20 protein-coding genes are annotated in these 22,963 nt (G+C 60.9%); 10 read left to right on the top strand and 10 right to left on the bottom strand.

All coding sequences use genetic code 11. The features are described from left to right. Window positions 1–254 precede the first annotated feature (254 nt). Window positions 255–863 (bottom strand): hypothetical protein, encoded by a 609-nt coding sequence (locus tag NQ519_RS00945; protein ID WP_019149942.1) that lies wholly within the window; start codon window positions 861–863, stop codon window positions 255–257. Between the two features lie 85 nt (window positions 864–948). On the opposite strand from NQ519_RS00945, the gene NQ519_RS00940 reads away from it, so the two are divergent. Beyond that, a complete protein-coding gene (locus NQ519_RS00940) occupies window positions 949–1,332 on the top strand; it encodes an MmcQ/YjbR family DNA-binding protein (protein WP_019149943.1) in 384 nt (127 codons plus the stop codon). A 124-nt stretch (window positions 1,333–1,456) separates the two neighbouring features. Here the strand turns inward: NQ519_RS00940 and pnuC are convergent, their stop codons facing one another. Then, a complete protein-coding gene (pnuC, locus tag NQ519_RS00935) occupies window positions 1,457–2,047 on the bottom strand; it encodes a nicotinamide riboside transporter PnuC (RefSeq protein ID WP_019149944.1) in 591 nt (196 codons plus the stop codon). 40 nt (window positions 2,048–2,087) lie between these two features. Beyond that, window positions 2,088–4,448: a TonB-dependent receptor gene (locus NQ519_RS00930; protein WP_019149945.1), complete on the bottom strand. Its 2,361-nt coding sequence runs from the start codon at window positions 4,446–4,448 to the stop codon at window positions 2,088–2,090. Window positions 4,449–4,714: 266 nt separating this feature from the next. Here NQ519_RS00930 and NQ519_RS00925 point away from each other — a divergent pair, with 266 nt between their 5' ends. Further along, window positions 4,715–6,406 (top strand): SulP family inorganic anion transporter, encoded by a 1,692-nt coding sequence (locus tag NQ519_RS00925; protein WP_019149946.1) that lies wholly within the window; start codon window positions 4,715–4,717, stop codon window positions 6,404–6,406. 37 nt (window positions 6,407–6,443) lie between these two features. On the opposite strand, the gene NQ519_RS00920 is transcribed toward NQ519_RS00925, so the two are convergent. From NQ519_RS00920 to ychF, 4 genes are all read right to left on the bottom strand, one after another. Then, on the bottom strand, window positions 6,444–7,499 hold the full coding sequence (locus tag NQ519_RS00920) for an aldose epimerase family protein (protein ID WP_019149947.1): 1,056 nt from the start codon (window positions 7,497–7,499) through the stop codon (window positions 6,444–6,446). Between the two features lie 127 nt (window positions 7,500–7,626). Continuing rightward, window positions 7,627–9,162, bottom strand: coding sequence for a glutamate--tRNA ligase (gene gltX / locus NQ519_RS00915; RefSeq protein ID WP_019149948.1), 1,536 nt, complete (start codon window positions 9,160–9,162; stop codon window positions 7,627–7,629). Window positions 9,163–9,325: 163 nt separating this feature from the next. Beyond that, window positions 9,326–10,054, bottom strand: a complete 729-nt coding sequence (locus NQ519_RS00910; protein ID WP_019149949.1) for an SIMPL domain-containing protein — start codon at window positions 10,052–10,054, stop codon at window positions 9,326–9,328. 33 nt (window positions 10,055–10,087) lie between these two features. Continuing rightward, window positions 10,088–11,188 (bottom strand): redox-regulated ATPase YchF, encoded by a 1,101-nt coding sequence (gene ychF, locus NQ519_RS00905; protein ID WP_019149950.1) that lies wholly within the window; start codon window positions 11,186–11,188, stop codon window positions 10,088–10,090. A 264-nt stretch (window positions 11,189–11,452) separates the two neighbouring features. Between ychF and NQ519_RS00900 the strand changes: the two genes are divergently transcribed. The 6 genes from NQ519_RS00900 (at window position 11,453) to NQ519_RS00875 (ending at window position 17,797) form a co-directional block, all read left to right on the top strand. After that, window positions 11,453–12,823, top strand: coding sequence for a hypothetical protein (locus NQ519_RS00900; protein ID WP_019149951.1), 1,371 nt, complete (start codon window positions 11,453–11,455; stop codon window positions 12,821–12,823). A 5-nt stretch (window positions 12,824–12,828) separates the two neighbouring features. Then, window positions 12,829–13,533: a 16S rRNA (cytidine(1402)-2'-O)-methyltransferase gene (gene rsmI, locus NQ519_RS00895; protein WP_019149952.1), complete on the top strand. Its 705-nt coding sequence runs from the start codon at window positions 12,829–12,831 to the stop codon at window positions 13,531–13,533. Between the two features lie 20 nt (window positions 13,534–13,553). Beyond that, window positions 13,554–14,939, top strand: coding sequence for a TIGR00341 family protein (locus NQ519_RS00890; protein ID WP_026076358.1), 1,386 nt, complete (start codon window positions 13,554–13,556; stop codon window positions 14,937–14,939). A gap of 13 nt (window positions 14,940–14,952) precedes the next feature. Continuing rightward, on the top strand, window positions 14,953–15,870 hold the full coding sequence (locus tag NQ519_RS00885; RefSeq protein WP_019149954.1) for a lysophospholipid acyltransferase family protein: 918 nt from the start codon (window positions 14,953–14,955) through the stop codon (window positions 15,868–15,870). Next, window positions 15,857–16,873 carry a glycosyltransferase family 2 protein gene (locus NQ519_RS00880; RefSeq protein WP_019149955.1) on the top strand — a complete coding sequence of 339 codons (1,017 nt, stop codon included), beginning with the start codon at window positions 15,857–15,859 and terminating at the stop codon, window positions 16,871–16,873. The genes NQ519_RS00885 and NQ519_RS00880 overlap by 14 nt, the downstream gene beginning before the upstream one ends. 78 nt (window positions 16,874–16,951) lie before the next feature. Beyond that, window positions 16,952–17,797 carry a hypothetical protein gene (locus NQ519_RS00875; RefSeq protein WP_019149956.1) on the top strand — a complete coding sequence of 282 codons (846 nt, stop codon included), beginning with the start codon at window positions 16,952–16,954 and terminating at the stop codon, window positions 17,795–17,797. 130 nt (window positions 17,798–17,927) lie between these two features. Here the strand turns inward: NQ519_RS00875 and NQ519_RS00870 are convergent, their stop codons facing one another. Beyond that, complete coding sequence (locus NQ519_RS00870; RefSeq protein ID WP_019149957.1) at window positions 17,928–19,604, bottom strand: glutamine--tRNA ligase/YqeY domain fusion protein; 1,677 nt, start codon at window positions 19,602–19,604, stop codon at window positions 17,928–17,930. Window positions 19,605–19,613: 9 nt separating this feature from the next. Then, entirely contained in the window at window positions 19,614–20,720 is a 1,107-nt protein-coding gene (locus NQ519_RS00865; RefSeq protein WP_019149958.1) for a hypothetical protein, read from the bottom strand. Window positions 20,721–20,810: 90 nt separating this feature from the next. On the opposite strand from NQ519_RS00865, the gene NQ519_RS00860 reads away from it, so the two are divergent. Both NQ519_RS00860 and panB read left to right on the top strand, forming a co-directional pair. Further along, on the top strand, window positions 20,811–21,347 hold the full coding sequence (locus NQ519_RS00860) for an RNA methyltransferase (protein WP_019149959.1): 537 nt from the start codon (window positions 20,811–20,813) through the stop codon (window positions 21,345–21,347). Window positions 21,348–21,671: 324 nt separating this feature from the next. Continuing rightward, window positions 21,672–22,487 (top strand): 3-methyl-2-oxobutanoate hydroxymethyltransferase, encoded by an 816-nt coding sequence (gene panB, locus NQ519_RS00855; protein WP_019149960.1) that lies wholly within the window; start codon window positions 21,672–21,674, stop codon window positions 22,485–22,487. Window positions 22,488–22,559: 72 nt separating this feature from the next. Here panB and NQ519_RS00850 read toward each other — a convergent pair whose 3' ends face one another. Then, complete coding sequence (locus NQ519_RS00850; RefSeq protein WP_227901055.1) at window positions 22,560–22,961, bottom strand: HmuY family protein; 402 nt, start codon at window positions 22,959–22,961, stop codon at window positions 22,560–22,562. Between the last annotated feature and the right edge of the window lie 2 nt (window positions 22,962–22,963).

Raw genomic sequence — 22,963 nt, 5'->3', positions numbered from 1 at the left:
GCATTCATCGGATTCCCGCGCTCACTTCGTTCGCTCGGAATGACGCCCGGCTAAGAGCTGGGATTTAGCGGCTGCTGTGGCATTTTGCAGATCAGGAGCTTATTTCCGCTTCGACTGTGGTATGGATATAACATCATAACGCCATAACATGGGAGGGTACCTCATGTTATGGCGTTATGCGGATCGGAAGCGCAGGACTGGATGGAGAGCGTCCTGAAGCAACCGCCGCCCCTAAAATCCGCGTCTTATGCGGATTATTTCTTTTGGGCCGGAGCTGCTGCCGGGGCGGCAGGGACCGTTTCGGTGATGTCCACCTCGGTCACCACCCAGCTGAAAAGGTCGTTGGCGCACTGGCTTTCCATTTGACGGATTTGCGACTGGTCGGTCGTGTCGGCCAGAATGGCGTTGAAGAACTGCTCCGTCGTGGCGTAGGCCGCGTTGACCTTCCCGGCGAAGCACGTGTAGAAAGCCTTTTGCTGGGAGTGGTCCAGACCCGCCGGAAGCACGCCTTGCGCGACGAGGGCCCTGTACGGATAGATGTGGCGCATGTTGTGGGCGTCGGCGTCGAGTTCATCGACGATGGTCGATACGACGACCATATCGACCGTGTCGTCCACGCCCTGCATCTCGACGAATTCCACATAGACGGGATAGCTGTTTTCGAGCTGACCGGCCACGTCGTCGGTGAACAATACGAATTCGGCGTCGGTCAGGTCGTCGAGATAAACCATCTGGCGGTAGCTTCGCAGCGCTTCGCGCATGGCTTTGCGCTGTTCGTGATTCCATTGGCGTTGCTGCGAGCAGCCGATCAGACCTGCGGCGAACAGGGCCAGCAGGGGGACACAGAGGAGAATTTTTTTCATTTTTTACCTTGATTTTGGTTTTACTTCTGAAGGAACGCAATCCGTGTGCCAAAAAAATCGCTATATTCGCACAAAATAGCTTGTTATGGATGTTCTGAGTTTCCGCGACTACTGTCTGTCGCTGCCGCTGACCGAGGAGACGACCCCTTTCGACGAAACGACGCTGGTCTACAAGATCGGCGGCAAGATGTATGCCTGCGCCGATATGGAGACTTTCGAGTGGATCGCCGTGAAGTGCGACCCCGACGAGGCGATCGCGCTGCGCGAGCAGTATGAGGAGGTGAATCCGGCGTTCCATTTCAACAAGGTGCATTGGAACGGCATCGGCACCGCGGGCGACCTGCCCGACGCCTTCATCCGCGAGCAGATTCGCAACTCCTACCTGCTGGTCCTGCGGCAGAGCGTCACGCCCCGGGCCCGCCGCGAGGAGATTTTGCGCTATATCGAGGAACACGGTCTGCCCGAATAACGCAGAAACACGGGACGAACTCCCGTGTTTCTTGTGTTTTTGGATTTCTAAATCCTGCTTCTTAGGCGGGCGCAGATGAGGTCGGAGAGTGTTCCGACATGCCATCGCCCCTAAAACCAGCGTCTTACGCGGGCAGGGCGGCCTGCCTCCGCCAGCGGAGGTAACCCGCGACGGCCAGCGCCGAGTAGAGGGCGTACAACCCTGCGGTAAGCGGAATCTCCTTATACAGATAGAGCCCTGCCGTCACGACATCCACGGCCAGCCATACGAGCCATTGCTCGACCTGCCGCCGCGAGAGCATCCACATCGCCACGATGCTCGCAGCCGTGGTCGCGGCGTCCCAGAAGGGCACGGTGCTGTTGGTGAAGTGCACGAGCAACAGGTAGATGGCCGCGTGTGCCGCGAGGTAGACCCCCACGAGCCCCGGAACCTGCCTGAGGGGCGTGTGGACGATAGCCGCAGGGGCCTTTTTCGGCGTTTCCGGGGTCGTGTGCCGGGTGCGGTGCCATACGGCCCAGCCGTACAGCCCCGCCAGCACGTAGTATACCTGCATCGAGCAGTCGGCGTAGAGCCCCGCCTTGAAGTAGAGCGTGCCGTGCACCACGGGCATCACGAGGCCCACGATCCACAGCCGGATGTCGGCGCGGTATTCGAGCCAGAGGTAGAGCAATCCCAGCAGGACCCCTGCGATTTGCAGGATGAGTTTCCAGTCCAATTTTTAATTCTTAATTTTTCATTTTTAATTGTGAAATTCGTCAGAATTTCACCGTCACGTTCGCCAGCACGTTCAGCGGAGCCTGGGGGAAGTAGAAAGCGTGATCGGTCTGCGTGCCTTCATAGGCTTCCGACCATCCGTAGCCGTTGCTCTCGTACTCGGTGTTGAAGAGGTTGTTGACCATCAGTCCCAGCCGTACGCTGCGCGCCGAGCGGGTGCGGAATGTGTAGGCGAGGTTGAGGTTGGTCACGCAATAGGCGTCGAGCATCATATTCGGATTCTCGTAGTTGGTGAAATACTGCTTGGACACATACTGCGTGTGGAATACGGCTTCGAAGCCCTTGTGGTGGAAATCCAGGAACAGCGCGGCGATGGTCTTGGGCGAGTAGGAGAGCCGCGTGGTTCCCATCTCGACGGTGTGGTAGCCGTAATACCCGGCCACGTCGCCCGTGAGACCGTAATCCACCACCCGGTGCGTGTAGTTTTCGATGCGGTTCTGTGAAAAGGTGGCGTTGGCTCCCACGGTGAACCATCCCGTTGCACGCCACGAGGCCGACAGTTCCACACCCCGGCGGTAGCTGTCCGGAACGTTGTCGTTCAGCGCGTCGTAACCGTCGTTGATGCGTCCCGTGGGCACCAGCTGGTCCTTATACTTCATGTAGTAGAAATTCACACCCAGCGAGAGGCGCGGTGCCGTGTACTGGTAGCCCAGCTCCCAGTCATAGAGCTTCTCCGACGAAGGGTAGGTGTTGGCTTCGGCGAACATGTAGCGGTTGGTGAAGTCGTCGCGCGTGGGCTCCTTCTGGGCCACGGCGAACGAGAAGTAGAAGTTGTTGCGCTCGGCGAGCGTGTAGCTTACGCCCGCACGGGGATTGAAGAAGTGATACTGTTTGTCCACGTCGATGGGCTGCATGCCGACCTCCTCCGAAACGAAGTTGTCGTTGACGCCCCATGCCTGATAGCTGACATAGCGGTACTGGAGGTCGCCGAAAAGGCGCAGCCCCCGGGCTACGGTCCACGACGCGCGGGCGAAGAGGTTGGCGTCGTGCTTGTCTACGTCGTTATCGTACCAGCGGCCGCCGATCTGGCTGCTTTCCAGTCCGTCCACCCAGTCGAGCGTACCCCAGTGGGGGCAGGAGTAGTAGCTGTACGAACCGCCGAAGGCGAGGTCGAGGTTGCGCACCGAGTAGGCCGCCGAGGCGTTCAGACCTCCGAGGTGGTTGCGCATGATCTTCTCGCGGATCAGATCGGCTTCTTTTCCGGCGGCAACGTCGGTCGGGATATTGAGGTATTCGGAGAGCGTGCGCCCGTCCTTATACTGCTTGTAGAAGCCGTAGCCGTAGGTGTAGAATCCCGTGGCGTTGAGGGTCCACTTTTCGTTGAAACGGTGGGAGAGCACCAGTTGGTTATTGATTTGCAGGTAGTTGTCCGTCTGGTCGTCGTAATAGCCGACTGTGGCGCGCTCCACCTTGTCGTCCTTCATATAATAATAGGAGTGAGGACCGTTCGAGGTGTAGTACATGCCCTCGGTCTGGAACCGCCGGCCGTTGAGACGCATCTCCTCCTTCGTTACTCCGGTGTAGGTGAGGCCGGTCTTGGCCTTGCCGCCGAACGAAATCAGCTTGAGCATCGTGTTGCCGTTGTAGTATCCCGCCTGGAACATGTAGGATTTGAGGTCCGTGGCTCCGCGGTCGATGTAGCCCTCCGACCCGATGTGCGTCAGCCGTGCGTCGAGGGTCCAGTGGCCGCCCAGCAGGCCCGACGAGAGGTGCACGGCCTGCTTGTTGGTGTTGTACGAACCGTAGGAGAGCGATGCGTCGCCTCCGAATTCGGTTTGCAGGGCGTCGGTTGACATCGTGATCGCGCCTCCGAACGCTCCCGTGCCGTTGGTCGAGATGCCCGCGCCGCGCTGCACCTGCACGGTGCCCACCGACGAAATCAGGTCGGGGGTGTCGTACCAGTACATCGAGTGCGAGTCGGGGTTGTTCATCGAGACGCCGTTGATGGTGACGTTGATGCGCGTGGCGTCGGTTCCGCGCAGGCGGATGGCCGTGCCGCCGATGCCGATGCCGGTCTCGTTCGTCGCCACGACCGAGGGGGTGAGGGCGATCAGCGAGGGAATGTCGAATCCGTAGCTGTTGCGGGCGATGGCCTCGCGCTGAATGTCCGAATAGGCCACGGGCGTGTTCCGCGTGGCGCGCGTGGCGGTCACCTCGACCTCCTGCAAACGGTACATCCGCACCGAGTCGTCGGCGTCGGAGGCCGCTTTTCGGGGCTGCGGAGCCATGTCGGCATTCGGAGCCGCATTTCCGCGTCCGCTCTGTTCGGAGTTCGCTTCGGCGTGCAGTTGTGCGGCCGGGCAGAGCGCGGCAGCCGCAAGAAACAGAAAAATCCTTTTCATCGTTAAACTTTTTGAGTTAATAGACTGAAAAGGGGTATGAGTTGTTGATTACGCTTCGTCCCGGTCTCGGCATTACCCGTCTCCGGTTCAATGGGTATAATCTCAGCCTGACAGTAAGGCACCCCTTTGAAATATCGGGTGCAAAGGTAGAAAATAAATTAAGAATTAGGAATTATAAATTAAAAATATCCCGTGTCGGGTTTCGATTTTTACTTCTCGCCTTTTTTGCTTAATTTTGCGGCTTCATTGAAAATTACCCGTTGCAAATGAAAGTCATGTCATTCAGACCCAAGCTCTTCGATACGCTGAAGAACTATTCCCGCGCGGATTTCCTGCGCGATCTGATGGCCGGCGTCATTGTCGGCATCGTCGCCCTGCCGTTGGCCATCGCCTTCGGCATCGCCTCGGGCGTGTCGCCCGAAAAGGGCATCATCACCGCCGTTATCGCCGGATTCGTCGTCTCGTTGCTGGGCGGCAGCCGCGTGCAGATCGGAGGCCCCACGGGCGCCTTCATCATCATCGTCTACGGCATCGTCCAGCAATACGGCGAAGCGGGATTGCTCGTCGCTACGCTCATGGGCGGCGTTCTGTTGCTGGTCATGGGGCTTTGCCGGCTGGGCACGGTCATCAAGTTCATCCCCTATCCGATCATCGTGGGCTTCACGAGCGGTATCGCCGTGACGATCTTCACCACGCAGGTCGCCGACCTCCTCGGGCTCGACTTCGGGGGTGAGGCCGTTCCGGGCGATTTCGCCGGGAAGTGGATGCTCTATTTCCGCCATTTCGGTTCGGTGAACGGCTGGGAGGTGGCGGTGAGCGTTGCGAGCATCCTGTTGATCGCCCTCACGCCGCGCGTCATGCGCCGCATTCCCGGGTCGCTCGTGGCGATCGTGGTGATGACCCTCGCCGTGTGGCTCCTGCGCACCTATGCCGGGATCGAGGGCATCGACACCATCGGCGACCGCTTCACCATCCATGCCGAACTGCCTGCCGCCGCCCTTCCGGCCATCGACTGGGAGGCGATCCGCAACCTCTTCCCCGTGGCCGTCACCATCGCCATCCTGGGCGCCATCGAATCGCTTCTGTCGGCGACGGTGGCCGACGGCGTGATCGACGACCGCCACGACTCCAACACCGAGCTCATCGCGCAGGGCGCCGCCAACCTGCTGACGCCGCTCTTCGGCGGCATCCCGGCCACGGGCGCCATCGCCCGCACGATGACCAACATCAACAACGGCGGCCGCACGCCCGTCGCGGGCATCGTCCATGCCGTCGTGCTGTTGCTGATCCTGCTGTTGTTCATGCCTCTGGCGCAGTATATTCCGATGGCCTGCCTGGCGGGCGTGCTGGCCGTCGTGGCCTACAACATGAGCGGCTGGCGGACCTTCCGGGCCCTGCTGCGCAATCCCCGCTCGGATGTCGCGGTGCTCTTGCTGACCTTCTTCCTGACGGTGGTCTTCGACCTGACGATCGCCATCGAGGTGGGCTTGCTGATCGCCTGCGTGCTCTTTATGAAGCGTGTGATGGAGACCACCGAGATCTCGGTGATCCGCGATGAGATCGACCCCTCGGCCGGCCTCGACATGCACCTGCACGAAGAGCCCCTCGCGGTGCCCAAGGGCGTGGAGGTCTACGAAATCAACGGTCCCTATTTCTTCGGCATCGCCACCCGTTTCGAGGAGCTGATGGCCCAGATCGGCGACCGTCCCCGGGTGCGGATCATCCGCATGCGCAAGGTGCCGTTCATCGACTCCACGGGTATCCACAACCTCACGACGCTCTGCGAGATGTCCCACCGGAGCAAGATTACGGTAGTGCTCTCGGGCGTCAAGGACGATGTCCGCGCGGCGCTCGAACGCTCGGGCATCTACTCCCTGCTGGGCGGGGAGAATGTTTGCCCCGACATTCACGCCGCATTGGCACGGGCCGCGGAGCTCGTCGCGGAGCCGGAAAAATAAAAGCGAAGCGGCGGTCCCTCGGGGCCGCCGCTTTTTTTCAGAACGTTCCGAAGCGGAACACGATCTTCTGACAGTAGAGTTCGCCGGGCTTCAGCAGCGGCGAGGGGAATTCGGGGTGGTTTACGGCGTCGGGGTAGTTCTGACACTCGATCGCCACGCCGTCGTAGTCGGCGTAACGACCTCCCGTCTTGGTTTCGGGACATCCGCCCGCGAGCCAGTTGCCAGTGTAGATCATCACGCTGGGCTGCGACGAAAGCACCTTCACCGAACGTCCCGACGCGGCCTCGCGCAGTTCGCCGACCTCGCCCAGGATGTTGGGCTTCCAGTTGTCGATCACGAAGGGGTGGTCGTACCCCTTGAAGTCGCGGATGTGGTTGAACTCCGACGAGATGCCGGGGCGGAACGTCCGGAACTCCCGAAAATCCTGCGGCGTGCCGGCTGCGTCGAGCAGCTTGCCCGTGGGAATCTGTTTGTCGTTCATCTCCAGCACTTTCGAGCTGTTGAGCCGCAGTTCGTGGTCGAGGACCGATCCGCTGCCGTCGCCCGCGAGGTTGAAATAGACGTGGTTGGTGAGGTTCACCACCGTCGTCTTGTCGGTTTTGGCCAGATAGGTGATCTCCAGCGCATTGTCGTCGTCGAAGTCGAAGACGGCCTCGACGCACAGCTCTCCGGGATAGCCCTGGTCGCCGTCCTCCGAGACGAGCGACATCACCACGCGGTTGGTCTCCACGCGGCTCTCCCAGATGCGGTTGGCGAATCCCTTCGTGCCGCCGTGCAGGTGATTCACGCCGTTGTTGACTTCCAGCCGGTATTCCTTTCCCTCGACGGTCATCTGCCCGAAAGCGATGCGGTTGGCGCAGCGGCCCACGCTCTTGCCCGAGGCGGCGCCGTCGAAGAAATAGCCTTCGGGATGCTTGTAGCCCAGCACCACGTCGGCCATGCGGCCCTCGCGGTCGGGCATCGTCGCCGAGACGATCGCGGCGCCGTAGTTCGAAAGCCGGACCTCGGCTCCCGAGTCGTTTCGCAGCGTGTAGAGGATGATCGCCTCGCCTTCCGGGGTCATGCCCCAGACGTGTTGTTCGATAGTTACCATTAGCTATAGCAGTTTTAGTGTTTCTACCTCTGTTGGCTTCCGGTCGTTGTTGTTCGCCGCCTTTGGCGTCGTATACAAGTCTGACCCACCCCCAAACCCCCGCCTCGGCGGGGGCTTTGAGGAGGGATTATTCCGCCGGTTTCAGATTGTTCAGCAGGTTGTCGATACGCTTCAGGCACTCGGCTTTGCCGATGAACGACGTTACGTCGTACATGCCCGGTCCTTTTCCGGCCCCCACGAGCGCCAGACGCAGCGTGTTCATCACCTGTCCCATGCCGTAACCCTTCTCCTCGATCCAGGCGTGGACGATGCGTTCGGTGTTTTCCAGCGAGAAGTCGTCGATCCCCTCCAATACGCCGCGCAGTTCGCGCAGGATGGCGGGATTCTGGCCTTTCCAGTACTTTTTGGCCTGCTTCTCCTCGTACTCCGCGGGAGCCACGAAGAAGAACGACGTGAGGTCCCACAGGTCGGTCGTGAACGTCGCGCGCTCCTTCATGATGCCTGCGGCCCGGCCGGCCGTTTCGTCCGACACCTCGATGCCGTGTTCGCGCAGGATCGGCTGGTAGAGGGCCGCCAGTTCGGTGTCCGTCTTGCGGTGCATGTACTGGGCGTTGAACCACTTGGCCTTGTCGGGCTGGAAGCGGGCTCCCGATTTCGAAACCCGTTCGAGCGAGAAGCTGTCGATCAGCTCCTGCATCGAGAAGATCTCCTGCTCCGTGCCGGGGTTCCATCCCAGCAGCGCCAGCATGTTGATGAACGCCTCGGGGAAATAGCCGTCTTCGCGGTATCCGCGGGCGGTTTCGCCCGTTGCGGGCGATTTCCAGAAGAGCGGAAACATCGGAAATCCCATCTTGTCGCCGTCGCGCTTCGAGAGCTTGCCGCCTCCCGTGGGTTTCAGCAGCAGGGGAAGATGGGCGAATGCGGGCTGCACGTCCGTCCATCCGAAAGCCCGGTACAGCAGGTAGTGCAGAGGCAGCGACGGAAGCCACTCCTCGCCGCGGATGACGTGCGACACCTCCATCAGACGGTCGTCTACGATGTTCGCCAAGTGGTAGGTGGGCAGCGCGTCGGCCGACTTGTAGAGCACCTTGTCGTCCAGCGTCGAGGTGTTGACCTCCACGTGGCCGCGGATCAGGTCGTCCATCCCGACCACCTCGTTTTCGGGCATCTTGAAGCGGATGACCCATTGGTCCCCGCGGTCGATGCGGGCCTTGACCTCCTCGGCGGGCAGGGCCAGCGATGTCGCCAGCTTTTCGCGCACCGCATAGTTGTAGGCGAAAGCCTCGCCGCGGGCCTCGGCCTCCTTGCGCAGGGTGTCGAGCTCCTCGGCGGTGTCGAAGGCGTAGTAGGCCCATCCGGCCTCCACGAGTTGCAGGGCGTATTTGAGGTATATTTCGCGGCGTTCGCTCTGGCGGTAGGGGGCATGGGGGCCTCCGACACCGACGCCCTCGTCGATCTCGATGCCGCACCATTTGAGCGATTCGAGAATGTAGTCCTCGGCGCCCGGCACGAACCGCTGCGAGTCGGTGTCCTCGATGCGGAGGATCATCGTGCCCTTGTGCCGGCGGGCGAACAGGTAGTTATACAGTGCCGTGCGGACGCCCCCGATGTGCAGGGGCCCGGTGGGGCTGGGTGCGAAACGCACCCGAACGGGTCTTTCCATGATTATATTGTTTGCTTTTGACAGTTTGTTCCCGTTTCGTTTTTGCCGTATTTCCGCCATTGCGAGCGTTGAAACGACGTGGCAATCCGATGGTTATGGTAACGTCACAGCGTTCCGGCCGGATTGCCGCGGCATCTGCGATGCCTCGCAATGACGACTGCGATCATCGTATTCGGTATTCGATCCGCATGGTGATGCGGGCCTTCTTGTTGCGGTTGGCGGTGTTGAACGATCCTCCGGCCGAGAACTCCTCGTTGGAGTTGGCTCCCGTGATCTGGAAGACGCCCATGCGCGCCGACGCGACGCTGCCGATCTTCGTCCCGGCGTTCACGGCGATCTTCTCGGCCCGCAGACGGGCATCGGCCGAGGCCTTCTCGATCAGCCCCATCTTCACGTCGTCGAGTTTCGTATAGTAGTAGTCCGGGGCGTATGCCTCGATCGACACGCCCTGGGCGATCAGCGACGATATTTCGCGCGAGACGGTCTCCACCTTCTCCACGTCCGGCGACTCCACCGTGAAGCGCTGGCGCAGCTGGTACCCCGTGAAACGTTGTCCGGCCCAGTTGCCCGAGGCGTTGTAGACCGGGGTGTACTGTTTATCGACGTTCACGAATTCGAAGACCACCGCTGCGGCGGGTATGCCCTTGTCTTCGAGGTATTTCTGCACTTTCTGCTTGCTCTGTTCGATTTCGGCGTAGCCTGCGGCGACGTTCTGCGCCTCGGCGGTCAGGGTTCCGGACCAGACGATCAGGTCCGAAGAAAATTCGGTTTCGCCCAATCCGGTCACGACGATGGTGTCCTGCGACCGATATTTATAGGTGTAGGCGCGTGCGAGTACGACGGCGCAGACGACGGCTGCGATGCCCAGAAGAATGTACTTCGAATTTTTCATGACGGTATGTTTTTTTAGGTTCTCTCCCGTGTGTCAGACGTTGAACAGGAAGTGCATGATGTCGCCGTCCTGCACGACGTACTCTTTGCCCTCGATGCCGATCTTGCCCGCATCGCGGCACGCTTTCTCCGACCCCAGCGTCACGTAGTCGTCGTACTTGATGACCTCGGCGCGGATGAATCCCTTTTCGAAGTCGGTGTGGATGATTCCGGCCGTCTGCGGGGCTTTCATGCCGCGCGAGTAGGTCCACGCACGGGTCTCGTCGGCTCCGGTGGTGAAGAACGTTTCGAGATTAAGCAATTTGTAGGCCGATTTGATCAGGCGCGCCACGCCCGACTCCTCCAGCCCGAGGTCCTCGAGGAACATCTGGCGTTCTTCGTAGCTCTCCAGCTCGGCGATGTCGGCCTCCGTGGCGGCGGCTATGACGAGCATTTCGGCCTTCTCCCCGGCGATGGCGGCCCGGACGGCCTCGGTGTAGACGTTGCCCGTCGCGGCGCTCTTCTCATCGACGTTGCAGACGTAGAGCACCGGTTTGTCGGTCAGCAGATTCAGGTCGGCGACCAGTTTGCGGTCCTCTTTTTCCAGTTCGACCGTGCGGGCCGAAAGGCCCTGTTCCAGCGCCGCCTTGTATTGTAGCAGCAGTTCCACGGCGCGTTTGGCGTTCTTGTCGCCGCCCGAGGTGGCCTGCTTCTGGATCTTGCCCAGGCGTCCTTCGACGGTTTCGAGGTCTTTCAGCTGCAATTCCGTGTCGATGATGCCCTTGTCGCGCACGGGGTCGATCGAGCCATCGACGTGGGTGATGTTGCCGTTGTCGAAACAGCGCAGGACATGGATGATCGCGTGGGTGTTGCGGATGTTGCCGAGGAATTTGTTGCCAAGTCCCTCGCCTTTCGACGCTCCTTTCACCAGTCCCGCGATATCGACGATTTCGATCGTCGTGGGGATCACGCGCTTGGGGTTGTCGATCTCGGCCAGCCGGATCAGCCGCTGGTCGGGGACCGTGATGACGCCCACGTTGGGCTCGATGGTGCAGAACGGGAAGTTGGCCGCCTGCGCCTTCGCGTTGGACAGGCAGTTGAAAAGGGTCGATTTACCTACGTTCGGCAAACCGACTATGCCGCATTGTAATGCCATTGGTTCGTTGTTCGTTTAATAAAAATCGTCTCACTTGAAAACAGTCCACAAAGATAGGAATTTCTTTTTATTTCGGAGCGTGCGGGCACCAGAAAAGTCCGTTCCGCATCCGTTTCGGACAAAAGGTTTCCGCGGACGCTGGACATTCCTGAATTTTTTTCTATCTTTGGCTGCGTCTTAGATACTTTCGCCCGGCAAAATGCAAGCGAACTTGCTTTTGCCCTCGCTTATTCGTATCTTTGGAGGTCGAAATTGGATGGAACTATGGATTTGAAAACGATACAAGGCGAATTGCAGCAGCTTTCGGAACTCGTCGAAGGGTGGGTGCAGGCCGACGACATTCCGGCCCTCGAACGCGATCTGGCGCTCGAAAAGCTGCGTTCGGTCTACGATAAGGTGCGTTTCGGCGCTTCGGAACCTGTTACGGAGACTCCCGCCGGGGAGGAGGACACGGCCGTCGCGGAGGTCATCGACCTGGGCGACGTGCTTTCGCTCGATCCTTTCGCCGGGGAGGAGGAACCGGAGCCGGAACCGGAACCCGCGGAACCGGCCGCCGAAGAGGCGATTCCGGAATCCGGGCCCGTAATGGATCCCGAACCCGTCGCCGAGCCGGAGCCTGTTATGGAGCCGGAACCCGTCGTGGAGCCGGTTGCGGAATCCGAGGCAGAGCCCGAACCTGAACCCGAGTTTGTTGCCGGGCCTGCACCTGCCGAGCCTGAGCCCGCACCTGCCGAACCCGCGCCTGTCGAGCCGGAGCCGGTCGCAGAGCTGTCCGGGGAGTTCGTTTCGGAGCCTTTCTCTGCTGAGCCGGAACCGGAACCGGAACCGAACCCGGAGCCGGAATTGGAACAGCAGCCGCAGTCTGACCCGCAGCCGGTCGCAGCCGCAGAGCCGGCGTCTGAACCGGAGGAGGAATCCGAAAAATCTCATTATGTGGCGCCTACGCTGTTCGGCTTGGAGGAGGAGACCATCCGCCACCGCAACAAACAGCGTGTCATCATGTCGCTTTACGATCCGGCTGTCGAGACGCCCGCCCGCCCGGAACCGGCTCCGAAGCCCGCTCCGGCGCCTGCGGAAGCCCCGGCTCCCGCTCCCGTCGTGGAGACTCCAGCCCCCGAAGTTGGGGCTCCCGTTCCCGCGGAGGTTTCCGCTCCGGAACCCGAAGTCGCGGCCGGGAAGCCTGCCGCAGTTCCGGAAGTTTCAGCCGCGGCGCCCGAATTCCGCAAGCCCGTCTTCGGAACGGTGCCCGAACCGGAAGAGGAGGACGAACCCGGCTTCGAAGAGATCACGTTGGAACCTGCCGCTCCTGCCGGAACCGTGTTGGGCGACATCATCAACCACGACGTGCAGACGCTGGCCGACACGCTCGCCGCGCCGCGCGACCGGGCTTCGGAACTGCGCCGCAGCGAACCTGTCACCGATCTGCGCAGGGCTATCGGCATCAACGATAAATTCCTGCTGATCCGCGACCTGTTCGGGGGCGACGGCGAGGCTTACGAGAAGGCGATCGGGGTGCTCAACGACTGCGCCGATTTCGATGACTGCATGATCTATATCGCCGAGAACTATGCGTGGAACCCCAATTCCGACGGGGTGAAACTGCTGATGGACCTGCTCGAACGCAAATTTGCCTGACAGCGATGGCCAAACTCTATATCGTGCCTACGCCGATCGGCAATCTGGACGACATCACGCTGCGTGCGGTGAATGTCCTGCGCAGCGTGGATTTTATTCTGGCGGAGGATACGCGCACAACGTCGTTTCTTCTGAAGCATCTCGGCATCGAGCAGAAACTCCGTTCGCACCACAAGTTCAACGAGCACGCGACGGTGCGGCTGGTCGCCGAGTCGATCGCCGCCGGACGCGATGCGGCCTTGGTGTCGGACGCCGGTACGCCGGGCATTTCGGACCCGGGGTTCCTGCTCGTGCGCACGTGCGTCGAGGCGGGGATCGAAGTCGAGACGCTGCCCGGGGCCACGGCGCTGATCCCGGCGTTGGTGCAGAGCGGATTTCCCTGCGACCGCTTCTGCTTCGAAGGTTTCCTGCCCCAGAAGAAGGGCCGCAGCAAGCAGTTGCAGACGCTGGCCGACGAGGAGCGGACGATGGTTTTCTACGAGTCGCCCTACCGCGTGGTGAAGTGTCTGGAGCAGTTCGCCGAGGTTTTCGGTCCCGAACGCCGGGTTTCGGTGTCGCGGGAGCTGACCAAGAAATTCGAACAGACCGTGCGCGGCACCGTCGCCGAGGTGCTGGACCATTTCCGCACGACCGAGCCCAAGGGGGAGTTCGTGATCGTCGTGGCCGGAAAGCCCAAGGTACGCCGTGCGCAGGAGCCGCAGGAGGAGTAATTCAAACGGAAAAACCGGTTATGGAGAGTAATCGTACGGATAATACGCAACAGGTGCGCCGCTCGTTTTCGGCCTGGATCGGGGAGTTGCGCGAATTCATGAAGGGACGATTCAGTCTCGAAGAGGACCAGGCGCAGTGCGACGAGGTCGTGGCCGCCATTTCGAAGGGCGTCGAGTTCCGCGGCGTCAATCTCTGGGTGCTGATCTTCGCCACGATGATCGCATCGCTGGGGCTGAACGTCAATTCGGCCGCCGTCATCATCGGCGCGATGCTCATCTCGCCGATCATGGGACCGATCATGGGTGTCGGGCTGTCGCTGGGCATCAACGATTTCGACCTGCTGAAAAAGTCGCTGCGCAACCTGACGCTGATGTTCATCGTTGCGATCATCACCTCGACGGTCTATTTCTTCATCTCGCCCCTCTCGTCGAACAGCAGCGAGCTGCTGGCGCGCACCGTTCCCACGACCTACGACGTGCTGATCGCCCTCTTCGGCGGTCTGGCGGGCATCGTGGCGCAGACGCGGCAGGACCGCACCTCGACGGTGATCCCCGGCGTGGCCATCGCCACGGCGCTGATTCCGCCCCTCTGTACGGCGGGTTTCGGACTGGCCACGGGGCAGTTCCGGTTCTTCTTCGGGGCGTTCTACCTCTTCTTCATCAACTCGGTCTTCATCGCCCTGGCGACTTACGCCATGGTGCGCTTCCTGAAATACGAGAAGAAAGTCTTCATCGACAAGGGCCGCGAACGCACGGTCAAGCGGCTGATGATGGTCATCACGCTGGTGACCTTCATCCCGAGCGTCGTCATCGGCTTCCACATGGTCCGGGTCTCGGTGTTCGAGGCCGTGGCCGACAAATACGTGTCGCAGGTCTTCAATTTCCCGCATACGCGCGTGATCGAGTACAACAAACACTACGCGCAGGGCAAGAACCCGTCGCAGATCGAGTTGCTGCTCGTGGGCGAGCCGCTGGGCGGGGAGGTGATCGAGAACGCCCGGACGCAGATGCGCAGTTTCGGGCTGGAGAATACCGAACTGGTCGTCCGGCAGGCCAACACCGAGGACAAGATCGACGTGGCGTCGTTGCAGCAGAGCTACAAGGAGCTGCTGGAGGAGAAAAACCGCCGCATCGGGGAGATGGCCTCGCAGCTGAAACGTTACCGGGTGACGAACGTCGAGGTGGACGACATTTCGCGCGAGGTGGGGGCCATGATGGAGAACATCGGGGCCATTTCGCTGACGAAGGGCATCACCTTCGACGTGAAGGGCACGCCCGGCGATACGACGCTCGTGTGCGTGGTGACGCCCAAGGACCCTGCGGTGCCGATTGACCGGGAGACGCTCTCCCGCTGGCTGAAGATCCGCACCAAGGTCGAGAACGTGAAACTTTTCGTGGAACCCTAACCGCACGGCAGGCATGAAAACGACGGAACTGACCCCCATGCAGCGAATCGGGCTGGAAGCTCTCTGGCTGGGGGCGCGCGTATTCGCCGCAATGCCGTATTGGTTCAAGTATTACGTGGTCGAGAACCTGATCTTCGTGCTGCTCCGCTACTGTCTGCGCTACCGCATGAAGGTCGTGAAGACCAATCTTCGGAACTCGTTTCCCGAGAAGGACGAGCGCGAACTGGCCGTCATCCGGAGGCGGTTCTACCGCACGCTGGCCGAGATTTTCGTCGATACGATCAACCTGGCCGGACTGACGCCCGAAAAGGGGCGTTCCCTGCTGACCGTAAAGGGGCTGGAGGAGCAGAAGGAGCGGGTCGGCGGCCGCGACTGGATCGCCATGACGGCCCATTTCGGCTGCTGGGAATATTGTTCGTTCTGGGGGTTGTACGACCCGACGCAGATCGTCGTCGCCGTTTACCATCCGCTGCGGAGCCGGATCGTGGAGGCGTTCTACCAGCGTCTCCGCAACGGGGATTACGCCACGACCGTTGCGATGAAAGAGAGCCTGCGCTTCTACCTGCGCAACCGGGCCGGGGGTATCGGGGGGCGGAATCTCGTGATGGGGCTTATCGCCGACCAGAATCCCCCGCGGCGTCCCGACAGCCGTTGGTTCCGCTTCCTCAATCAGGATACGATCTTCTTCGACGGGGGCGAGAAACTGGCCCTGCGCTGTCAGCTTCCGGTCTATTTCGTGAAGATGGAGCGCCTGCGGCGGGGCCGTTACGAGATGTCCTTCGAACTGATCTACGACGGAAAAGAGGAGGTCGCCGAATACGAAATCACGCAGCGTTACGTTCGTATGCTGGAAGCGGAGATCCGCCGGCGTCCCGAACTCTGGATGTGGTCGCACCGTCGCTGGAAACACAAACGAAATGCCGGTCGCTAAAATCGTCATACTGAATTGGAACGGCGCCGAACACCTGCGCCGTTTTCTGCCGTCGGTCGTGGCCGCGGCGCCCGAAGGCGTCGGGGTCGTGGTGGCCGACAACGGTTCCACGGACGATTCGGTGGCGATTCTCGCCGCCGAATTCCCTACGGTCTCGGTGCTGCGCATGGACCGCAACTACGGCTTTGCGGGCGGTTACAACCGGGCGCTGGAGCGGATCGAGGCCGATTACTACCTGCTGCTCAATTCCGATGTCGAGACTCCCGCGGGGTGGCTCGGGCCGATTCTCGACTGCCTGAACGCGAATCCCGACGTGGCGGTCGCTGCGCCGAAGCTGATCTCCTGTACCGACCGGACGACGTTCGAGTACGCCGGGGCTTCGGGCGGATTCATCGACTTTCTGGGTTATCCTTTCTGCCGGGGCCGCATCCTGCGCTGCGTGGAGGAGGACCGGGGGCAGTACGACGACGCCCGCGATGTCTTTTGGGTGAGCGGCGCGGCTTTCTGCTGCCGGGCCGACGTGTTCCGGGCGCTGGGGGGCTTCGACGCCGATTTCTTCGCCCACATGGAGGAGATCGACCTCTGCTGGCGGATGCAGCTGGCGGGTTACCGCGTGCGGGTCGTTCCCCAAAGCACGGTCTACCACCTCGGCGGCGGCACGCTCCAGACGGATTCTCCGGCCAAGGTCTTTTACAATCACCGGAACAATCTGGCGATGCTCTACAAATGCACCTCTCCCGCGCAGCGGCTTTTTGTGGCCGTGGCACGTCCGGCGCTCGACCTGCTGGCGGCTTTCTCCTACCTGGCGCAGGGCCGCGGGGACAATTTCCGGGCGGTGTTCCGCGCCTATCGCGATTTTTTCCGCTGGCACAAGGACTTGGCCCGCAAGCGGCGCGCGATCCGCGGGAACCGCAAAGGCTCCGCCGCCGGGCATATCTACCGCAGTTCGGTGGTTCTGCGCTACCTTTTCGGGCGGCGCACGTTCGGCGGCATGATGCGCTGATGCGGAGCCGATGTCATTGTCGCAGCGGGACTTGCACGATTCGCGGTTTTTGCTTATCTTTCCGAAAACACTTCGCTTATGAAACGTGTGCTTGCCTTGTTCCTGGCGGCCGTGTCGTTCCTGCTGCCTGCCGGGGCATCGGCGACCGGGCAGACTGCCGAGCGGCTGATCGTCGGGTGCGATACGATGTCTCTGTATGCCTTGCCGCTGATGAAGGCGGATTCCACTGTGCTCGCCCGGCTCGAAAAACGGTTGAAGGAGATCGACGCGCCGTGGAGTACGGCGTGCTGGCGTGCCTATATCGGCGTCTGGCGGCTGGATAAGGGGCGGTTGTGGCTCGAACGGGTGGAGACCACGAAGGGCGATCCGGTTTTTACGGGTGCCGAGTTGTTCCCGAAATCGGCTGAAGGATCGCGGGCCCGGGCCGACTGGTTCAGCGGCGAAATCCGCTATGGCACGGGTGCTTTGGTGTATTATCAACACGACGGATTCAAGCGGAATCTTGAGCGGGAGTGGGTCGCTGAGATATTCGAGGGGCGTGTGGGCAGAGGTACGAAAGCCTATCGGAACCGTCTGTATAAGTGCGGTGTGGAGATGATGGACAATGTCGTGCGCGTCGCTGCGGCGTTCGACAGCCTGTATGTCGGAACGTTGCCCGATCAGTTGGCGTTGTCTGTCGTTTTTGCCCCCGATTCCACGGGGCGGGTCGCGCAGATCGACCGGGCGAGGTTGTTGATGCCGGGAGGAGAGAAGATCGAGGACGCTGCCGATCCGCGTTTGCAGGCGGCCGTGCAGGCTTTCCGTTCGGCGACGCGCTGGGACGCCTACTGGATCGAAGGGATGTGGAAGAAGCAGAACTGCATCCTTACTCTGCGCCGGAACGGAAAGGTCTGTACCCTCCCCCTCCGGCGAAGACGGCCGTAACCGCCGATGCGTCTCGCAAGCGGCTCTTCGTGCCGCCGGGACAGACCGGTTTGCGGTCCGGAAAAGTGCGGCGGAGATATAAGAAGAGACCCGGCATTTGCCGGGTCTCTTCTCGTATGCCTGAGGGGCGTTATTTGTTGATCTTGGCCCACGAATCCTTGAGTGTCACCGTGCGGTTGAACACCAGCTTTTCGGGGGTCGAATCGGTGTCGGGGCAGAAGTAGCCCACACGTTCGAACTGCACGGCCTGACCGACGGGAACATCGCGCAGCGAGGGTTCCAGATAGCCCGTGACCTTGACCATCGACTCGGGGTTGAGGTTGTCCTCCCACGTCTGTCCCTCCTCCACGTCGTCGGGGTCCTCTTTGGTGAAGAGCGGATTGAACAGCCGGACTTCGGCCTCCACGGCGTCTTTCGCCGACACCCAGTGGATGACGCCTTTCACGCGGCGGCCGTCGCTCGACGAACCCCCGCCCGACATTGGGTCGTAGGTGCAGCGCAGTTCCGTGACGTTGCCCTCGGCGTCCTTCACGACCTCCTCGCACTTGATGAGGTAGGAGTAGCGCAGGCGCACTTCGCCGCCCGGCGAGAGGCGGTAGAACTTCTTGGGAGGCTCCTCCATGAAATCGTCGCGCTCGATGTAGATCACTTTCGAGAACGGAACCTGACGCGTTCCGGCGCTCTCGTCCTCGGGGTTGTTGATGGCCGTGAAGAGTTCGGTCTTATCGTCGTCGTAGTTGGTGATGACCACTTTCAGCGGATTCAGCACGGCCATGCGGCGCTGGGCCACTTTGTTCAGATCCTCGCGCACGCAGTATTCCAGTTTGCCGAGGTCGATCACGTTGTCGCGTTTGGCGACGCCCACCATCTCGGCGAAGTTGCGCACCGAAGCCGGGGTGTAGCCCTTGCGGCGCAGGGCGCAGATGGTCGGCATGCGGGGATCGTCCCAGCCCATCACGGCGCCTTCCTGCACGAGTTTCAGCAGCTTGCGCTTCGACATCATCGTGTAGGTGAGGTTCAGACGCGCGAACTCGTACTGGTGCGAGGGGAAAATGTCGAGCGCCTGAATGAACCAGTCGTACAACGGGCGGTGCACGTCGAATTCCAGCGTGCAGATCGAGTGGGTGACCTTCTCGATCGAGTCGCTTTGGCCGTGGGCGTAGTCGTACATCGGGTAGATGCACCATTTGTTGCCCGTGCGGTGGTGTTCGGTGTGGATGATGCGGTACATCAGCGGGTCGCGGAATAGCATGTTCGGATGGGCCATGTCGATCTTGGCGCGCAGCACCTTGGCGCCGTCGGGGAATTCGCCGTTCTTCATCCGCTCGAACAGGTCGAGGTTCTCCTCGACCGTCCGGTCGCGCCACGGGGACGGGGTTCCCGGCACGGACACCGTGCCGCGGTTCTCGCGGATCTGCTCCTGCGTCTGGTCATCGACATAGGCCAGCCCCTTCTTGATGAGCACGATGGCCCACTCGTAGAGCTGGTCGAAATAGTCCGACGCATAACGCTCCAACTCCCACTGGAAGCCGAGCCACTGAATGTCGCGCTTGATCGAATCGACGTACTCCACGTCCTCCTTCACGGGGTTCGTGTCGTCGAACCGCAGGTTGCATTTGCCGCCGTATTTCTTGGCCAGTCCGAAATTGATGCAGATGCTCTTGGCGTGGCCGATGTGGAGATAGCCGTTCGGCTCGGGCGGGAAACGGGTCTGTATGTGCTTTTCGCCTTTGGCGATCGACTCTTCGATGATCTCTTCGAGGAAGTTCAGCGACTTCTCACGGGGTTCGCTTGTTTCGCTTGCCATATGATTCGGTTATTTTTTGTGATTCTTGCTGTTGTAGACCGTTTTGAGCAGTTTCACGCCCACGACCAGCATCTGCTGCGTGCCCAGGGCCGTACCGTCGTGATGGGTGGCGAACTCGGCGCGCACCGACACCGTGTCGTCGAAGAACGACCGGCGGTAGGAGAGCGCCGTGCGGCTGTACACCTTCTGGTCGGTGCGGAAGAAACTCTCGGCGGGGTAGAGTTCGCGGCCGTAGGGCAGCGGCGTGCCGTCTTCGAGTTCGTGTCCCATAAAGAACGGATGGATGTTGTCGCCGACGTAGAGGCGTTCGTCGAGCGAAAGTCCCCAGCGGCTGATGCGGAACGCGAATTCGCCCATGCAGGGTGTTTCCCACGAATGGCCGAAACTGCGGTCGCGCTGGGCCGTGAGCAGCGCCCCCAGCTTGATGTCGAAATCGAAGAAGGCGTTGAACCGGACGCCTACGCAGGGGTTCAGCAGTTGCAGGTCCACGACGTTTTCGATCGGCGCGTCCTGCTGTCCCGCGAAGTGGAACATCGAGTAGTTGAATCCGTAGTAAAAGCGGTCGAGATAGTGGCGTCCGGCGAGCAGGATGCGGAACTTTTCGCGCGAGAGGGTCGAATACATGCCCTCCCAGTCGCAGACGAACTCCACGTAGGAGCCCCCCCCCTGGCCGTTATACTGTGCCAGCACACCGTTCATGCGGTTGTGGTAGAAACGGTACGATTCGGAGAAGAACGCCGTCGAGTAATCGTCGTCGTGCATCATGTCGCGCGTGAAGATACCGGCCACGGCTGTGACGCGGGGCGTCCGGAACTGGTAGTAGAAGACGGGTTTCACCTCCGACAGATAGGCCGATTCCGCCGACCCGAAGTTCTTGATCATGTCCGCGGCGATGACGAGGGTGTTCTTCTCGTCCCACCGGATGCCGACGCGGGGCAGCAGGCGGGCGGCGAAATCCGTGCCCGACTCGATGTCCAGTCCGGGGACCGCGAACTCGTTGCTGCCGAACTCCTTGTTGTCGAAATACATCTTGAAGTCGGCGCCCACGAGGATTTCCTGAGCGTGTCCTGCGACGGCGAATCCGCCGAGTGCGAGCAGAAGCAGCAGTTTTTTCATCGGTTTCCTGATTGATAGAGTCACAAAAGTAGGGAAAAGATTTTAATTTTATTTACTTTTGACCCCGAAATCAACCATTCCGAAGCCATTATGCGCAAAATCACCAACGAAGAGCTCGGCAGGCCCTCGGCCGAAGAGTTCGCCGCGATGGAGAAAATGCCCGTCACGGTAGTGCTGGACAACGTACGTTCGGCCCAGAATGTCGGGGCTTTTTTCCGCACGGGCGACGCTTTCGCCGTGGAGCGGATCGCCTTGTGCGGCATTACCGCCGTGCCGCCCTCCCGCGACATTCACAAAACGGCCCTGGGAGCCGAACAGACCGTGCCCTGGTGCCATTATGCGACGACCCCGGAGTGCCTCGCGCAGCTGCGCGCCGAGGGGTATGAGATATACGCCGTGGAGCAGGTCGAAGGGGCCGTGATGCTCGACGCCTTCCGTGCCCGGCAGGGGGTGAAATATGCGCTGGTCTTCGGCAACGAGGTCGATGGCGTGGGCCAGGAGGCCGTCGATATGTGCGACGGGGCTGTCGAGATCCCGCAGGCCGGGACCAAACATTCGATCAACGTCTCGGTCGCCGGAGGCGTCGTTTTATGGGCCATTTTTTCCCAGCTGAGAGCTGGGTTTTAGAAGTTTTGGCGAGAGATGCCGGTTTCGGAGGTGATGACAGATTGTGGCGCTGCCGCCTCGGATTTTGCACATCTGTCCCCGGCAATGCCCGAATAAATTTGCCATTGCGCTCGCCTTGCGCACTTTACCGGGGATGAATCCCGGTTTAGATAGGCTGCGGCTCGGCAATGCCCAAATAAATTTGCCATTGCGCTCGCCTTGCGCACTTTACCGGGGATGAACCCCGGTTTAGATAGGCTGCGGCTCGGCAATGCCCAAATAAATTTGCCATTGCGCTCGCCTTGCGCTATCTTTGCCGCGTTGTAAAACCTAAAATCTGAAAAAATGTCAGTAGAAAGCACCGTCCGCGCGGTAACGACTTACCGCCTGACGGAAATGAAACAGCGGGGCGAGAAGATCGCCATGCTTACCTCTTACGACTATTCGATGGCGAAGATCGTCGATGCCGCGGGCGTTGATGTGATTCTCGTGGGCGACTCGGCGGCCAACGTCATGGCCGGTTACGAAACCACGCTCCCCATCACTCTCGATATGATGATCTACCACGCACGTTCGGTCGTGCGCGCCGTCAGTCGTGCGCTGGTCGTCGTCGATCTGCCGTTCGGCTCTTATCAGGGCAATTCGAAGGTGGCGCTCGATTCGGCCATCCGCATTATGAAGGAGACCGAGGCCGACGCCATCAAGATCGAGGGCGGCGAGGAGATTCTCGAATCGGTTCAGCGCATCCTTTCGGCCGGTATTCCCGTCATGGGACACCTCGGTCTGACACCCCAGTCGATCCACAAGTTCGGCACCTATGCGGTCCGCGCCAAGGAGGAGGCCGAGGCCGAGAAACTGGTGCGCGACGCCCGTCTGCTGAGCGACGCGGGGTGCTTCGGCATCGTGCTGGAAAAGATTCCCGCGGCATTGGCCGACCGGGTGACGAAGGAGATTTCGGCTCCGACGATCGGCATCGGCGCCGGCGGAGGGTGCGACGGGCAGGTGCTCGTGATCCACGACATGCTGGGCATCAACAAGGGTTTTTCGCCCCGGTTCCTGCGCCGTTACGCCGATCTGCACAGCGTGATGACCGACGCCGTGGAACGGTATGTCCGCGACGTGAAGGAGTGCGATTTCCCCAACGAGAAGGAGCAGTACTGATCCTTCGTCCCGAAAACAAAAAGCTGCATTCTCCGTTTGGGAATGCAGCTTTTTTCATGGTATACGGGCGTTTTACCGCCGGATGACTATGTCGTCCGTATCGGTCGTGTAACCGTCGGCAGGCGCCTGGTCGAGCGCATTGAAACTCTTGTTCTGGACCCGTTGAACGGCTCCCTGGCCGTTGCCCGACGTGCCGCCGTTGGTCCGGATCAACTCGCCGCAAAGGGCGATGTCCCAGTCCGTGCGGGCTTTCCAGGCGGCGTCTTGTGCGGCGTCGCCGAGCGGGCTCGTTCCGATCTTCCTGCCGGTTTCGAGCGAGATGTAAACCCACTGGTCGTCGCTGAGCCCCTCCACCGAGAGCGTTTTCACCTGCGCCGGTTCCGGAGCCGGACCTTTGTCGTCGGAGCCGTCCGAGGCACATCCCGCCAGTATTGCGCATCCCGCCAGGGCGAGCAGCAGCAGTCTATGTTTCATCG

This window comes from Alistipes senegalensis JC50, from assembly GCF_025145645.1.
Taxonomy (GTDB): Bacteria; Bacteroidota; Bacteroidia; order Bacteroidales; family Rikenellaceae; genus Alistipes; species Alistipes senegalensis.
The sequence above is the reverse complement of the archived record's forward strand: the minus strand, read 5'-3'. Positions and strand labels throughout refer to the sequence as shown.

What these genes read in the sequence shown, in the direction of transcription:
- NQ519_RS00925 (WP_019149946.1), top strand. Translation starts at nt 4,715, where the DNA reads ATGAAAGTCATGTCATTCAGACCCAAGCTCTTCGATACGCTGAAGAAC.
- NQ519_RS00940 (WP_019149943.1), top strand. Translation starts at nt 949, where the DNA reads ATGGATGTTCTGAGTTTCCGCGACTACTGTCTGTCGCTGCCGCTGACC.
- NQ519_RS00885 (WP_019149954.1), top strand. Translation starts at nt 14,953, where the DNA reads ATGAAAACGACGGAACTGACCCCCATGCAGCGAATCGGGCTGGAAGCT.
- NQ519_RS00890 (WP_026076358.1), top strand. Translation starts at nt 13,554, where the DNA reads ATGGAGAGTAATCGTACGGATAATACGCAACAGGTGCGCCGCTCGTTT.
- NQ519_RS00920 (WP_019149947.1), bottom strand. Translation starts at nt 7,499, where the DNA reads ATGGTAACTATCGAACAACACGTCTGGGGCATGACCCCGGAAGGCGAG.
- ychF (WP_019149950.1), bottom strand. Translation starts at nt 11,188, where the DNA reads ATGGCATTACAATGCGGCATAGTCGGTTTGCCGAACGTAGGTAAATCG.
- panB (WP_019149960.1), top strand. Translation starts at nt 21,672, where the DNA reads ATGTCAGTAGAAAGCACCGTCCGCGCGGTAACGACTTACCGCCTGACG.
- NQ519_RS00945 (WP_019149942.1), bottom strand. Translation starts at nt 863, where the DNA reads ATGAAAAAAATTCTCCTCTGTGTCCCCCTGCTGGCCCTGTTCGCCGCA.
- NQ519_RS00910 (WP_019149949.1), bottom strand. Translation starts at nt 10,054, where the DNA reads ATGAAAAATTCGAAGTACATTCTTCTGGGCATCGCAGCCGTCGTCTGC.
- NQ519_RS00860 (WP_019149959.1), top strand. Translation starts at nt 20,811, where the DNA reads ATGCGCAAAATCACCAACGAAGAGCTCGGCAGGCCCTCGGCCGAAGAG.
- NQ519_RS00900 (WP_019149951.1), top strand. Translation starts at nt 11,453, where the DNA reads ATGGATTTGAAAACGATACAAGGCGAATTGCAGCAGCTTTCGGAACTC.
- NQ519_RS00865 (WP_019149958.1), bottom strand. Translation starts at nt 20,720, where the DNA reads ATGAAAAAACTGCTGCTTCTGCTCGCACTCGGCGGATTCGCCGTCGCA.
- NQ519_RS00850 (WP_227901055.1), bottom strand. Translation starts at nt 22,961, where the DNA reads ATGAAACATAGACTGCTGCTGCTCGCCCTGGCGGGATGCGCAATACTG.
- rsmI (WP_019149952.1), top strand. Translation starts at nt 12,829, where the DNA reads ATGGCCAAACTCTATATCGTGCCTACGCCGATCGGCAATCTGGACGAC.
- gltX (WP_019149948.1), bottom strand. Translation starts at nt 9,162, where the DNA reads ATGGAAAGACCCGTTCGGGTGCGTTTCGCACCCAGCCCCACCGGGCCC.
- NQ519_RS00875 (WP_019149956.1), top strand. Translation starts at nt 16,952, where the DNA reads ATGAAACGTGTGCTTGCCTTGTTCCTGGCGGCCGTGTCGTTCCTGCTG.
- NQ519_RS00870 (WP_019149957.1), bottom strand. Translation starts at nt 19,604, where the DNA reads ATGGCAAGCGAAACAAGCGAACCCCGTGAGAAGTCGCTGAACTTCCTC.
- NQ519_RS00930 (WP_019149945.1), bottom strand. Translation starts at nt 4,448, where the DNA reads ATGAAAAGGATTTTTCTGTTTCTTGCGGCTGCCGCGCTCTGCCCGGCC.
- NQ519_RS00880 (WP_019149955.1), top strand. Translation starts at nt 15,857, where the DNA reads ATGCCGGTCGCTAAAATCGTCATACTGAATTGGAACGGCGCCGAACAC.